10 protein-coding genes are annotated in these 13,327 nt (G+C 70.6%); 4 read left to right on the plus strand and 6 right to left on the minus strand.

What is annotated here, in order from left to right; translation table 11 throughout:
• The first annotated feature begins 35 nt into the window (after positions 1-35).
• Genes HS104_29235 through HS104_29245 form a run of 3 tightly spaced genes read left to right on the plus strand, consistent with a single transcriptional unit; the run spans position 36 to position 2,791 of the window.
• A complete protein-coding gene (locus HS104_29235) occupies positions 36-1,454 on the plus strand; it encodes an MFS transporter (protein ID MBE7484039.1) in 1,419 nt (472 codons plus the stop codon).
• Between the two features lie 52 nt (positions 1,455-1,506).
• A complete protein-coding gene (locus tag HS104_29240) occupies positions 1,507-2,400 on the plus strand; it encodes a hypothetical protein (protein MBE7484040.1) in 894 nt (297 codons plus the stop codon).
• Between the two features lie 25 nt (positions 2,401-2,425).
• A complete protein-coding gene (locus tag HS104_29245) occupies positions 2,426-2,791 on the plus strand; it encodes a hypothetical protein (GenBank protein ID MBE7484041.1) in 366 nt (121 codons plus the stop codon).
• A gap of 198 nt (positions 2,792-2,989) precedes the next feature.
• On the opposite strand, the gene HS104_29250 is transcribed toward HS104_29245, so the two are convergent.
• The 5 genes from HS104_29250 to HS104_29270 form a co-directional block, all read right to left on the minus strand.
• Positions 2,990-4,717, minus strand: coding sequence for a methylmalonyl-CoA mutase family protein (locus HS104_29250; protein MBE7484042.1), 1,728 nt, complete (start codon positions 4,715-4,717; stop codon positions 2,990-2,992).
• Positions 4,718-4,793: 76 nt separating this feature from the next.
• Complete coding sequence (locus HS104_29255) at positions 4,794-5,465, minus strand: hypothetical protein (protein MBE7484043.1); 672 nt, start codon at positions 5,463-5,465, stop codon at positions 4,794-4,796.
• A 9-nt stretch (positions 5,466-5,474) separates the two neighbouring features.
• The gene (locus HS104_29260; protein MBE7484044.1) at positions 5,475-6,968 is read right to left on the minus strand and encodes a hypothetical protein; all 1,494 of its coding nucleotides are present in this window, start codon (positions 6,966-6,968) and stop codon (positions 5,475-5,477) included.
• Positions 6,953-10,021 carry a thrombospondin type 3 repeat-containing protein gene (locus HS104_29265; protein ID MBE7484045.1) on the minus strand — a complete coding sequence of 1,023 codons (3,069 nt, stop codon included), beginning with the start codon at positions 10,019-10,021 and terminating at the stop codon, positions 6,953-6,955. Before HS104_29265 ends, HS104_29260 begins: the two co-directional genes overlap by 16 nt.
• A gap of 245 nt (positions 10,022-10,266) precedes the next feature.
• Entirely contained in the window at positions 10,267-10,734 is a 468-nt protein-coding gene (locus HS104_29270; protein MBE7484046.1) for a hypothetical protein, read from the minus strand.
• Between the two features lie 69 nt (positions 10,735-10,803).
• Between HS104_29270 and HS104_29275 the strand changes: the two genes are divergently transcribed.
• Entirely contained in the window at positions 10,804-12,369 is a 1,566-nt protein-coding gene (locus HS104_29275; protein ID MBE7484047.1) for a hypothetical protein, read from the plus strand.
• Here the strand turns inward: HS104_29275 and HS104_29280 are convergent.
• A complete protein-coding gene (locus HS104_29280; protein ID MBE7484048.1) occupies positions 12,356-13,255 on the minus strand; it encodes a hypothetical protein in 900 nt (299 codons plus the stop codon). The two genes, HS104_29275 and HS104_29280, sit on opposite strands and share 14 nt — an antisense overlap.
• Positions 13,256-13,327: the final 72 nt, after the last annotated feature.

A 13,327-nucleotide genomic window follows, 5' to 3' on the forward strand; every position in this document is an offset into this window, starting at 1 on the left:
AGGTCACGAACCGCCCGCTCACGGTCGTCGCCGTGATGCTCGCGGTGTTCATGTCGGCTCTCGAGGTGACGGTCGTCTCCACCGCGATGCCGACGGTGGTCGGTGACCTCGGAGGCGTCTCGCTCTACGCTTGGGTCTTCACCGCCTACGTGGTGGTCTCGACGGTGAGCATGCCCATCGGCGGCAAGCTGGCGGACATCTACGGGCGAAAACCGGTGATGTTGGGGGCGATGGCGCTGTTCCTCGCGGGTTCCATGGCCGCCGGACAGGCCCAGAGCATGGCGTTCTTGATCGGGGCCCGCGCGCTCCAAGGCTTCGGCGGCGGCGCGATGCAGTCCATGGGCCTCACCATCATGGGCGACATCTTCAGCGTCCACGAGCGCGCGCGCATGCAGGGGGTGATCGGCACCGTGTGGGGGCTGGCGGGCATCGTCGGACCGCTCGTCGGCGGCGCGGTCGTGCACCACCTCGGCTGGTCGTGGATCTTCTACCTGAACCTGCCCTTCGGCGTGGCGTCGGCCGTCCTTTTGACCACGGCCCTCCACGAGCGGGTCGAGCGGCACGCCGCCAAGCTCGATGTGACGGGAGCCGCGCTGCTCGGCGCGACCATCGTGCTCGCGCTCATCGGCGCGCGCGGCGGGACCAGGCTCTGGATCATGGCTCTCGCGGCGCTCCTCGCCGCGCTGTTCGTCTGGGTCGAGCGACGCGCGGCGGAGCCCGTGCTCTCCCTCGCGCTGCTCTCGCGCCCGCTGCTCCGGATCGCAACGGCGCTCGGTGCGCTGATCGGCGCGTCGCTCATGTCGATGCTGACCTTCGTGCCGCTGTACGTGCAGGGCGTGACCGGCGGCACCCCGGCCCAAGCCGGGGCCGCCATCGCGCCGATGGCGATTGGCTGGCCGCTCGCGAGCGCCGTGGCGGGGCGGCTGATCGGCCGCCTGGGGTACCGCCCGCTGGTGCGGGTCGGGCTCGCGGTGACGGCGCTGGCTGCGCTCAGCCTCGCGTTGTTCCTGCACCCCGGCGCGAGCCCGTACGTGCCTCGGATCGCGAGCGGCTTCTTCGGCGTCGGCCTCGGGTTCGCCAACACGGTCACCTTGGTCGCGGTACAGGGCAGCGTGGGGTTCAAGGAGCGCGGCGTGGCGACCGCGAGCACGATGCTCTTTCGGACCATCGGCGGAGCGCTGTCGGTGGGCCTGTTGGGTGAGCTCCTGGCCCGAGCGCTGTCGCGAGATCCGGCCTTGGCAGAGGACACGGCGAAGCTGCTCGCCGGAGCGGGGCTCGACGGGGCGCTCGAGCCTGGCCACCGGGAACGGCTGTCCAGCGCGCTCGCCGGCGGGCTCACGCCGGTGTTCTGGGTGATCGCCGCGCTGGCGGCGGCAGCGTTCGCCGTAGGTCTTTTTTTCCCGAAGCTCCAGCTGGGTGGCGAACGGGGCGAGGCGAGCACCTCCCAGGTGTGAGGTGCCCCGGGGCCGAGTTCTCTTCCGGGACAGACGAACCTATACTGGGGCGATGCCGGGGCTTCGAACGCGCTTCGTCCGCGATCTCGTCGAGGGCTTCGAGCGCGATGGGCGCGCCGAAGCTGTCGGCGAGGCGCTGCGACGGCTCGAGCCCCGGCTGTCCACGCCCGGCGTCCGCTCGGCGCTGCGCGCGGCGACGCATGCGGACACCCTCGACGTGGCCGACGCCGAGGAGCTCGTCTTCGGCCTCGACGCCGCGGTCAGCGACGGCACCGGACAGCTGCTCGAGCGGCTCGCGACGGAGCTCTTCGCGCGCATCCTGGCCCAAGGCACGATGAGCATCTCGGGGGATCTGATGGGCACCGTGGCGCGGCTGCAGGCGCCGCTGGAGCACCTGTTCGTCGGCCTCCCCATCGGCTTCGACCTCTCCAAGAAGCGCGACGGCTTCGTGCTCTTCCTGGGTGTTGGTGGACGCCCGCGTACCGCACGCCTGCTCCGGCACCTGACCGTCGGCGCAGTGCGCGCTGCCCAGCGCTTCGCCCGTCAGGGAATGACGGACGAGGTCGTGCTCGCGTCCGAGGCGCTGGGCGATCGCGTCCGACTCGAGGCTCGCCTCGGCGGCGCGGCGGCGCTGCCGCAGGCTCCCACGCCGCCGCCGAAGCCCCCTCGGCGCACCGCGGCGACGAACCCTTCTCGCCCGCACTTGCCGACGACCAAGCCCACCCTGGAGGCGGTCGATCGCATCATCCGCCGGGCGAGCGTCACTCCGCCCGCGCTGCCCAGGACCGCGCCGGAGGAGATCTTCGTGCCGCGCAGCCGTCGTCCCGCGATCGAGCCTCCCCAGGAAAGCCCGGCGCCGCGCTCCGACACCATGCCCAGCCTGTCGCAATCGGGCTTCCTCTCGAGGCGCGACGACGATGACGAGCCGTCGTCGTCATCGGGGTGACGCACGCAAGTGCTAGCCTGGCGGCATGCCCGGCAAAGACTTCCAGGCCCGAGAGGCCGAGCTCGACCGGCAGGCTGCCGAGCTGGTGGACTACCGGCGACACGCCGTGGCGTTCGCGGCCGGCGGCGCCTTCGTCCTCGCCGGTGCCGCGCTGACCGGGGTGTCTCGCTGGCTCGGGGCGGCGGGCTTCATCGCGGCGGGAGCCGCCTGGATCTACTCGGGCCTCGTCGCGTGGCGCACGGGCACCCACATGTTCGGCGGGTTTCGCACCGCCGGTTTCGGCCAGTTCCTGGTTACGCGCAAGGCTCGCGGCGGCGCGCGGGTGGCGGCGGTCGTGTTGATCGCGCTCGGCGCCCTCGCCGCCGGTGCCGCAGTCGGCGCGCTCAGCTGAGGGGCTGGGGCGACCGCCTCGGGTCTGGCTCTCTCACGCCCGCGTTCAGCGCCGCGGTCGCTCGGAGACGCCGTCAGGAAGCGCGGGGCGACACTTCCCACCTGACGAAAGGGGTGCGCCGGCCTCGCCGGAATTCTCGTGGGTCTCGGCCTCTGTCGCGGATCGCGATCTGCCCATGCCACGACAGCTGGAGTCGAGCTAGAACTCTGCAGGGTCCGTGTAGGTCCCGAACACCTCGCGCAGCACGTCACAGATCTCCTGCTCCGTGCAATAGGCTCGAGCGGCCCGGATGATCGGCGGCATCAGGTTGTCGCTGCTCTTCGCGGCCGCGCGCACCGCCTCGAGGGAGGCCGCCACCTCGGTCCGACTGCGCCCGGCCTTCACCCGACCCAGCGCCTCGATCTGCTGCCTCTGGACCGCCTCGTCGATCTTCAAGGTTGGGATGCGATCGGGCTCTTCCTGGCGGAAGTCGTTGACGCCGACCATCACCCGCTCTCCTTCGTTCAGCTTGCGCTCGAACTCGTAGGCGCTGCGCGCGATCTCGCGCTGCGGGTAGCCCTTCTCCACCGCCCGCACCATGCCGCCCATCTCGTCGATGCGGCGGATGTAGTCCAGCGCCTCTTGCTCCAGCCGGTTCGTGAGCCACTCCAGGTAGTAGCTGCCACCCAGCGGGTCGATGCTGCTCGCGACGCCGCTCTCGTGGGCGACGATCTGCTGGGTCCGGAGCGCGATGGTCACCGCCTCCGCCGTGGGCAGCGCGTAGGTCTCGTCCAGCGAGTTCGTGTGGAGCGACTGCGTCCCGCCGAGCACCGCGGCCAGGGCCTGAAGCGCCACGCGCGCCACGTTGTTGTAGGGCTGCTGCGCCGCGAGTGAGACGCCCGCGGTCTGCGCGTGCGTGCGCAGCTTCAGGCTCTCGGCCTTCTTGGCGCCGTAGCGCTCCTTCATGAAGCGCGCCCACATGCGCCGGGCGGCGCGGAACTTGGCGATCTCCTCGAAGAAGTCGTTGTGCACGTCGAAGAAGAACGAGAGCCTCGGCGCGAACGCGTCCACGTCCATACCGCGCTCCAGGCACGCCTCCACGTAGGCGAGGCCGTCGGCCAGCGTGAAGGCGAGCTCCTGGGCCGCCGTCGCGCCGGCCTCGCGGATGTGATAGCCGCTGATGCTGACCGTGTTCCAGCGCGGCACCTCGCGCGAGCAGAACTCGATCATGTCGGTGACCATCCGCATGGCCGGACGCGGCGGGACCAGCCAGGCGTGCTGCGCGATGAACTCCTTCAGGCAGTCGTTCTGGACGGTGCCACCGATGCGGTCCCGCGGGATCCCGCGCACGTCGGCCAGCGCCACGTAGAACGCCAGTAGGACGATGGCAGGACCGTTGATGGTCATGCTGGTCGTCACCTGCTCGAGCGGGATGTCCCCGTACAGCACCTCCATGTCGCGGAGCGTGTCCACCGCGACGCCGCACATCCCGACCTCGCCGAGCGCCCGCGGCGAGTCGGAGTCGTAGCCCATCAGGGTGGGGAAATCGAAGGCCGTCGAGAGCCCGGTCTGGCCCTCCCGGAGCAGGTACTTGAAGCGCTCGTTGGTCTGCTCCGGCGTGCCGAAGCCGGCGAACATGCGCATGGTCCAGAGCCGGCTCCGGTACATGGTCGGCTGCACGCCGCGAGTGAACGGATACTGCCCGGGCAACCCCAGGTCGCGCAGGTAGTCGAAGTCCAGATCGGCGGGCGTGACCAGGTCGGGGACCTCGACGTCGCTCCAGGTCGAGAAGCGCGGCTTGCGCGGCGGCATCTTCGCGGCGCTCGGCGCCACGACGCCGGAGCGCCACTCCTTCACCGCGCGGCCGAGCTCGCCCAGTCCCTCCGGGCTCTCGCCCTCGCCGCTGAAGTCGCCCGCGTCGCCGAAGTCGGTCCGGACCTGTGCCATGGAATGGAAATAGCCAAGCGCGAGCGGGTTGGCCAGTGCGGGGTCGAGAGCCCCACCTCCGGCGAGCTGCGGCTGACTACTTTGCGCGGGCGTTCGGCGGGCCGAAGACCACGGTCACCATCGGACCGGCCTGAAGGATCATTCGCACGGGCGGAGGCTCGAGCGGCTCCTCGGACGGGGCGACCGCGCCGCCGCCGGAGCTCGACTCCATCGGACCCCCGCCGGAGTCGAACTGCACCCGCACGCCGAGCTTCAGGTGGTCCCACACGAAGGCATCGACCCCGATGGCCGCGCCGTAGCCGCCGATCATGCCGGAGCGAGATGCGCGCAGGTCGTGCGACGGTCCCCAGACCGAACGAAAGAGCGACGGCTCCAACCAGAAGTCCAGGCGCGGGGTCTGCGCGAGGTACACGCGCACCCCGATCCGCTCGGTGGTGACGTGAGCCATGCGGGACTCGCGCCCTTCGGGTCGCCAGCGGAACCACGCCCGGTGCAAGCCGAGGACCACCGCGAAGTCGGGGTTCGGTCGGAGCACGGCCGATAGCCCGGCCGCGTAACCCCAGGCGCTGGTGTCGTCGCACGGCGACGAACACTCCGCCGCGGCGCCGGCGCCGTGCGCCGACAGCTCGAGCCAGCGCCGCGGGAACACCCTGGGCTCGCGCTCGGGGTGCGCGACGACGGGCTCGAGCTCGGCGCGGGCGGGGAGCGCGAGGAGCATGACCGAGACCAGCGCGCGGGCGGGGAGCATGGCGCGGCCTCAGTTCTGGGGCTTCGCCCACTGCTCGAGCTTGGAGAGCTCCAGACGGAACATGCGGCGGACGATCTGCGGTCCGTCCGCAGCTTCCTGGTCTCCGTAGTAGAAGTAGCTGGGTGTGATCGTCCAGGCGGCATCGCGGATCCGATGGCCGGGCTCCGCGTCGAGCCTCCAGGTTTTTCCGCTCGACATGTTCGTGATGAGAAAATACGCGTCCGAGTCCAGCGCACCCGCTTCGTTGACGGTACCTAGAACAACCGCGACGTAGGCTCCCCACGCGCGGAGTGGCAAGACGCTCAGCGGCACAAAAGCGTCCCCTGGGAGATCCTGTCCGAGAGTGGCGCCAGCGCCCGACGCCTCGTACTTCCTCGGCGCCCACCAGAAGCGCGACTTCGGAGCCCAGGGCGGCTTCTGGCAGCCGCCCCCACCCTCCAGCGTGATCCCCACGATGGCCGACGGCGTCACGTTGACCAGGCAGGTCCCGGGCGGCGCCGGGTCGAGCAGCGTGCGAACGCCCTTCCCGTCGGTTGCCCAGCCGCGGATCCGGACCGGGCCCGACGGGGGCTCGTCGGTCCACACCGCCAGATCCCCTTGTCCCGCGCCGCGGGAGGAGGTCGAGGGGGTCTCGAGCGCAGTCCAGTTGTTCACTTTCGGATCCAGCAGCGCGAACACCCCGCCCTTGCCGGTCATGAACATCGCCCCGCCGCTGGCGTCGATGTCGAACTCGACGAGGCCGATGGGCAGCGTCGCCTGGAGCTTGGCCGGCTGCGACCAGATCCACTGTCCGCCGGCGAGGGGGGCGACCATTCGCATCTCGCTTCCCGGCTCGCCTCCGAGTAGCGCGTTGGCCCGGGCGCTCTCGCGGCCGTTGCCAAACACGCACGTGTCGATTGCGGCGTTGGGCTTCCTCCGGCCGTCCAGCACGCCCACGGTGGCGCCGTCGTCGAGGCGCACGACTCGCCGGAGATAGTGCCAGACAGACGGCGTCTTCACCGACAAATCGTAGGTCAGGAACGCCGAGGCGCCGCCAGCGAGCTCGTAGGTCGTCGCGGTCGGCAGTGCGCCCTTCTCACCGTAGCCCTCGCCGAGGAGGGTGCTCTCACACCCCGCGCCGCAAGGTTGCCACCCGAGCTTCGCGAACCCGATGTCGCCTTCCTTCGCTTCGAAGACGGGGCAGAGCGGCTGCGTGAACTCCGTTCCGGGGACGGGCAGCCACGCCTCCGGATCCGCGAGCCAGGCCTGCTCGGGCGTGAGGCCCGCGTCGCTGAGCATGCCGCCGCTGCCGCCGGCCCCTCCGGACGCGTCCGGTGCGGAGCCACCGCCGCCCGGTGCGTCCACCATCGCGCCGCCTGAGCCCCCCGCCGCGTCCGAGGAAGCGGCGTCACCGCCATCGGCGGGTTGGCGGTCGCGCTCGCTGGTGCAGGACCCGCAGCGGAGCAGGCCGAGCGCCGCGAGCGCGAGGACGACTCGCGACTTCGAAGTCAGAGCGCCGAGCACGGCTGAGGACCAGAGAAGTCGCCGGGGGAGAGGGTGCGGTAGGCGAGGATCCCCGCGCCAGTCTTGACCGCGATCACCGGATCGCGCTCGCCCATGGTGGGTTGGCCGAGCAGGCTGCCCACTCCGGTGTGATTGCCCGTGTACTTGACGCCGGCTGGCTTCGCTTGGAGCCGCCAGATTTTGTAGGTCTGCTGCTTCGCGCCGAAGAGCAGCACGCTGCCGTCCTCGGTGGCGGCGAGCCAGAGCTGCTCGTAGACGCCGGCGAACGGCCAGGTCGCGAGCTGCTCCGCGGTGCCCGCCCGGACGTCGTAGCTCGCGAGGCGCGCCCTCGACTTGTTGCCCGGGAGAGGCTCGTCATCGATATCGAGGACGTAGAGCTTCCCGCGGGGCTCGTCGTAGGTCACGGCGAGCACCCGGGACGAGGGCGCGACGGAGGCGTGCTCCGCGACGATCTTCCAGGCGCGGTCGGCGATGGTGTACCGCCAGATGGCCTGGCTCGGCAGGCCGTCGTCCTCCCGGCCCCCCACCATGTAGACGGCCTCTTCGACACCGGAGAGAACGGCGCGCACGTCGCTGCGCGCCCGGAGGCCCGGCTCGGCGGCGGCCGCTGCGGCGGAGATCCCGCCGTCGTCGATGCGCCGGTCCGCGATCAGTCCGGTTCGAGTGGCAACGACGACGTCGATGCGCGCGGTCGAGGTGAAGTCCCGTGGGAACGAGACGGCCTGGACGCCGCCTCGCTGCGGCAAGCTCCGCACCCGACGGGCCGGCTCGACGGGAGTCAGCCACATTCGGGTCGGATCCCCGACCAGCGCCGCGACCGCCGGCGCGATGGCGCCCCCAAGGTCGTGGCTCGCCGGCTGCGCGAGCGCGGCGATCGTGCTCCCCACCTTGGTGAGCAGCACCGGACCGTCGAACGCCTGCGAGAAGTCGTCGAGCGCGGGGTCGAAGAGGTAGAGCTTGGGATTATACCACTCGAGACACGGAACGAACGAGCACGCCGTAGGCAGGAACGCGTTGGGGATCGGCAGGAAGGTCTTGATCGCCGGCCCGTCGACGATCTGGAACACGTCGCGGAGCTTCGCGCTCGCGTCGCGAGGGCTCGCGTCCGGTCCCTGCGTCGTCGTGAAGAGCGCCACGTGCGCCTTGCAGGACTGCACGGTTGCGCCGCAGGTGCCGTCCCCCGGAACCTTCCCGCTCTTCACGTCGTCGCGCCACCGCCAGCTCAGCGTCATCGCCTGGGCCGAGCCGCGCGAGAACGATCCCGGGAGCAGCGTCATGCCGTTCGAGTCCAGGAACGGTGTGCCATTGGTCAGCGTGATTGTTGGGATTGTCCAGGCCGGATCGCCGACGGGGGCACCATAGGGGCACTGAGTGGACAGTCCGACACACTCCTTCAGCGGCCTCGGGGTGCCGTCCAGCGCGAAGCAGTCGCACGCCCGGTAGCCCCATGTCTCCGAGAGCGGGCTGCCCACGGGCTCGCTCGGCGTTTGCTTGCCGAGCCACCTCTCCTGCGGGATGTCCACGGCCTCGTCCGGGCCGGTGCCGTTGCTGGTGTCGAGGTTGTCGTAGCTGATCAAGTCCATGACGATCGGCTTCTGCACCGGGACGCGCACGATGGGGACCGGATCGCAGTCGTCGGCCAGGATGGCGACGGACGGATTCCAGATGCGCTCGCGCTCTTCAGCCAGGTCGTTGGTGTTGAGGGTGGAGGCGTTCGGGAAGCCCGGGCAGGTGTCGCACGCATCGGGGATCTGGTCCGCGTCGCTGTCGTCCGGGCGACTGCAGCGTCCCAGCACGAATGGACCCAGGGGCTGATCGAAGACGCAGAACCCCGCGTTCTTCGCAGCGCACTGGCCGTTCTGCGAGCAGCCCGAATACCCGCTCGAGGTGGCGCACGTGTCGCAGTCGTTCCCGACGCCGTCCCCGTCGTCGTCGCCCTGCGGGAAGCCCCCGCTCTTCGGCGTCTCGGGGCAGAGGTCACAGGTGTCGCCGAGCCCGTCCCCGTCCCAGTCCGCCTGCGCGGGGTTCTTGCAGGTGGCGAAGAGCGGAGGAAACCCCGTGCAGGCCGAGGGGGGGCAGTTGTCGCAGACGTCGCCCACGTTGTCGCCGTCTTCGTCGAGCTGGTCTATGTTCTTCACGAGAGGGCAGTTGTCGACGGCGTCGGGAAGGCCGTCCTTGTCCGAGTCCCCGCCTAGCGCAGCGATCAGGAACGTGTGGTTCCCGATGGAGCCGACGTCTCCCGTCGGCGCCCAGACGTTTTGGACCGGCGGGGGATTGGCTTCGCACGGGCAGCCCTTGCAGCACTTCAAGGCAGGGTCGTAATAGCCCGAGGACACGCCGGCCACGACAAGGGCGTCGGTGGCCGTGTCGGTGACGTAGAGCGGTCCTCCCGAGTCGCCTTGGGCGGTGACAGCCCAGGAGGCGGGATTCACAAACGACTCCCACTCAAATAGGTTGTTGCAGTGCCCTTCCAGCACGGGCTTGTCGCAGGGGTCTTTCGCCGGATGGGGGGACACGGATCCAAAACGGCGCGTACCACCGCCAGCGGCCGAGTCGTACTTCACGGTTCCGCCCCAACCGACGACGAACGCGCCGTACGCAGTGCTGGTGAAGGGACTGAGCTTGCCCGAGTCCCAATCTGCCTTCATCGGACCAAGGTGCACGCGCGGGTAGTCCTGAACGACGTTGACCGGGATCGGCGTGGTGAGCCTCAGCACCGCCAGATCCACAACGCCCAGCAGGGGGACTTTCGAGAGCGGAGAACACTGCACTGCCGGATGGACCGAGTAGCTCGCGACCAAAGAATTGAACCCGCCCGCCTGCGGCAAGTTGAAAGTCACGCCCGTCGTCCCGACCCACTGCCCGGTGCTCCAGTTGCACATGCAGTGCGCAGCGGTGACGACTGCGTCGTCAGCGACCGCGGTGCCGGAGCAACCCAGCGACCCGGTCGAGATCTGCCCGACCGGCGCTACGAAGCCAGAGGTCGAGATCATGTCGGGCGCCACACCGGCGCCGTACACCTCCTGCGCGTTCGTCGCGCTGGGCCCCTCCATCGCCGGCTCACGCGTCGAGCAGCCGGCCCCCACCGCCGCTGCGCAAAACCCGAGCGCAACTATTCGCCGCCGCCAAGCCCCCCCCTGCGAAGACCGTGCCGTCACGCACACTCGCTCCATCTCGTACCTCCCTGCGGTGTGGCTTCCACTAGACCGCGACCATCGGCGGTCCGTCAACGGTGTGAAAGTGCGCACGGTGACCCACACCCGCCATGCGCTAAAGTAGGCGCGCGTCGTCACGCGCATCAGCAGCCCGATGGAACGCCGGGCTTGCTGGTCAGCGGCTGGGTCTCGCCGCCGTTCAGGTTGTGGGTCACGGCGCCCACCACGTGAACCGGGCCCGCGCACAAGGCCGCCTTGTCGCTCGCGGGAAGGAGCGCCGAATCGTCCAGCGTGAAGGCCACCGTCTTCTTCTGGCCCTTCCCGACCGTCACCGGGAACGTCACGCCGACCGGCACCACCTGAAGCGCGCCGACGAGCGTGGCCTGGTCGCCCGCCAGGGAGAAGCTGCCCAGCTCGACCGTGGCGGCGCCGTCCGCCTCGGCGCCGACCTCCAGGTTCAGATCGAAGCTGCCGCTGAGCTGCGTCCCGAGGGTCTGCTCGGTGACGCTGAGCTGGACGTTGCTCACCGACGCGCTGAGCGAGATGTTGTCCTTGCTGCCGCAGCCGAGCAGCAGCGGTCCTAAGAGCACGGGAGCCCACCAGCGTTTCATCGCGGTTGGAGCTTAGCATCGAGTCCCGGGCTTGCGCTCGGGACCATTCGTGACGGAGATTCCGACGCGATGTCCGCGCTCCGGTGGCCCGCAGCTTGGCTCGCGCTCCTCGCCGCTGGCGCGTGCGCCGGCGCCGCGCGCCAGTCGGAGCCACCGAGGCCCGCGCCGCCGCCAAACCCGAGCGCGACGCCGAGCGCGACGCCGAGCGCGACGGCGCCGCTACCGGTCGCGCCGAAGCCACTCTCGCGCGCGCCGGAGGGCGACCTCGGCAGCGCGCACCCGGTGCTAGTGGAGGCGGTGGCCCAGGACGCCGGCTGGGTGGTCTTCTGCCAGGCGAGGACGGACACCAATCAGGACGGGAAGGTGTCGGTCGAGGTCGCGCAGAACGGCGCGCTCGGCGGCGATCGCTTGGAGCGTTTCCTCGCGAAGGGCGCCGTGGCGGGCGAGCGCATCGACGCGCTGCTCGGCCGGGACGGCAGCGGCCGCTGGCTGGTGGTCTCCCGCGAGGGCACGGCTGTCTTGCTCGACACCCGCGCCGGCACCGAGACCGATCTCAGCGCCCTCGGCCTCGACGCGCGGGACGATGCGCTCTCGTTTCGGCCACACCGCGCGCTGGCCTTCGACCCGTCCGGCACGCGCCTGGTCTATCTGCGGGGCACTGGACCGGACGCGCGGGTCGTCGTGCGCACTCTGACCACCGGAGCGGAGCTCGCCCTCGACCCGGGCGGCGGCGACATTTGGCGTATCGAGCTCGAGCCGACCGGGCGCTTCGTGATCGTCCGCGCCGTGGTCGACGACACGAATCGGGACAAGAAGCTCACCTGGCCCGCGCCGGTTCGCAGCGGCGCACCGCCCTGCCGTGGGCCCGTGACCACGTACGATGCCTGGGTGGGTCGAGGCGACGAGCCGGTGGTGCGACTGCTCCCGCTAGCAGGCGGAAGCGCGGAAACGGTGGCGGGGTTCGTGACCACGCTCGGCGAAGGCTGGGTCGTCCGGGAGCCGTCGGGGAAGCTGTCGTTCAGGCAGAGCGGCAAGAGCGAGGAGCTCGCGGGAGAGAAGTGCGGCGCCCGCGTGGTCCTGGTGGACCACGCGAACGAGCAGCTCTTGATCGCGTGTACCAAGCCGAAGGGTCGTCCCAAGCTCGAGCTGGTTCGGCGCGGGGCGAGCTTGCCCCTCGACGCAGACGTCGCCCATCAGAGCCAGGATCAGGTGGAAGGCACGCGGGAGCGGCTGTTCGCGCTCTACCCGGGCAACGACACCAAGCTCCTCGATCTCGTCCAGCAGAAGCTCCTGCCGCTCGGCGCCGGTGACGTCGTGCTGGCGAGTCACGGCGCGACGAGCCTGGTACGGCGCAAGACGGGGCTCTTGTTCCACGACGCAGAGCGCGGCAGCGAGACCGCCATCGCTGGCAAGCTCGCGCCGACGCTCGACCTGATCGTCGAACCGCCGCTGGTCGCGGCCGCCCCCTTGGTGCTGAGCCTGGAGGGCGCCCGCGTGCTGGGCGCGTTCGCCGGGCGCCCGCTCGGGCTAGCGCCGGATGGCAAGGTGCTGGTCGCCCGCGGCGCGGACGCGGACGGCGATCAACTGGCGTTGGGACCGCTCACCTGGCGCGCGCCCACGCTCACTGATAAGTGACGAGCAACCGGGGCGGAGTGTTGCCCTTGGTGTTCTGATAGTCGACGCCGTTGGTGCTGTTCGTGAAGATGCCGAAGCACGCGGGAGCCCCAGCGGAGATCGTGCTCGACGGGATCGTCCAGGTGATGGTCGCGCCGGACGCGACCGCGCCCAAATCGTTGGCGACCTTCGCGACCTTCGCAGGCACGGAGCTGAACAAGTCGGGCCGGGTGAACGGGCTCACGGTCCAGACCTCGCCGGTGTGATCGCTGGCGGCCCCAGTGCTCGTGCCAGCGCGGACCACGAGCTCCACGTTGATGATGGACTTGCCGGCAAAGGCGCTGTCCAGATTGAACCGCAAGAATCCGGCGGAAGCCGGCGCCGGGCCGGCGTCCGAGGTGGCGAGCGCGTCGTTCGCGTTGTCCACCGACAAGAAGCCAGGGTTGCCGGCCTCACAGGCGTCGGGATCCGGGTTGGTGAGACTGACGCAGTCGGCGACGTTCGCGACGTAGGTGAGCGTGGTCGGGCCGGAGCCGCCGGTACCGCCACCGCCGGTCGCGCCGGTGCCGCCGGTACCCCCGGTGTTGCCAGAGCCGCCACCTCCGCTCGGTGCTCCTCCGCCGCCGCTCGGTGTGCCGCCGCCACCGCTGGCTCCGCCGCTCGGTGTGCCGCCGCCGCCGCTGGCTCCGCCGCTCGGTGTGCCGCCGCCACCGCTGGCTCCGCCGCTCGGCGCTCCGCCGCCGCCGCTCGCCCCGGCACCACCGCTGGCTCCGCTCCCGGCGACGCCTCCGGAGCCCGTGCTCGCGCCGCTGCCGAGCCGAGGATCGTACTCGTCCCAGTCGTGCGAGCAGGCCGGGCCGAGCGCGAGCGCAAGCACCAGCAGAGACCCCGAGCGTACCTTCGGCATGAGCAGGCCGGAGTCTAGCATTTCCGTCGAGCTGCCAGCGCAAGTGGGCAAGCCCAGGGACATTCGGCTACG

Source organism: Polyangiaceae bacterium, assembly GCA_015075635.1.
Lineage (GTDB): Bacteria > Myxococcota_A > Polyangia > Polyangiales > Polyangiaceae > JADJKB01.

Coding starts and splice junctions, on each gene's coding strand:
- HS104_29245 (MBE7484041.1), top strand. CDS start 2,426: ATGCCCGGCAAAGACTTCCAGGCCCGAGAGGCCGAGCTCGACCGGCAG.
- HS104_29255 (MBE7484043.1), bottom strand. CDS start 5,465: ATGCTCCCCGCCCGCGCGCTGGTCTCGGTCATGCTCCTCGCGCTCCCC.
- HS104_29265 (MBE7484045.1), bottom strand. CDS start 10,021: ATGGAGGGGCCCAGCGCGACGAACGCGCAGGAGGTGTACGGCGCCGGT.
- HS104_29240 (MBE7484040.1), top strand. CDS start 1,507: ATGCCGGGGCTTCGAACGCGCTTCGTCCGCGATCTCGTCGAGGGCTTC.
- HS104_29270 (MBE7484046.1), bottom strand. CDS start 10,734: ATGAAACGCTGGTGGGCTCCCGTGCTCTTAGGACCGCTGCTGCTCGGC.
- HS104_29235 (MBE7484039.1), top strand. CDS start 36: ATGCTCGCGGTGTTCATGTCGGCTCTCGAGGTGACGGTCGTCTCCACC.
- HS104_29250 (MBE7484042.1), bottom strand. CDS start 4,717: ATGGCACAGGTCCGGACCGACTTCGGCGACGCGGGCGACTTCAGCGGC.
- HS104_29275 (MBE7484047.1), top strand. CDS start 10,804: ATGTCCGCGCTCCGGTGGCCCGCAGCTTGGCTCGCGCTCCTCGCCGCT.
- HS104_29280 (MBE7484048.1), bottom strand. CDS start 13,255: ATGCCGAAGGTACGCTCGGGGTCTCTGCTGGTGCTTGCGCTCGCGCTC.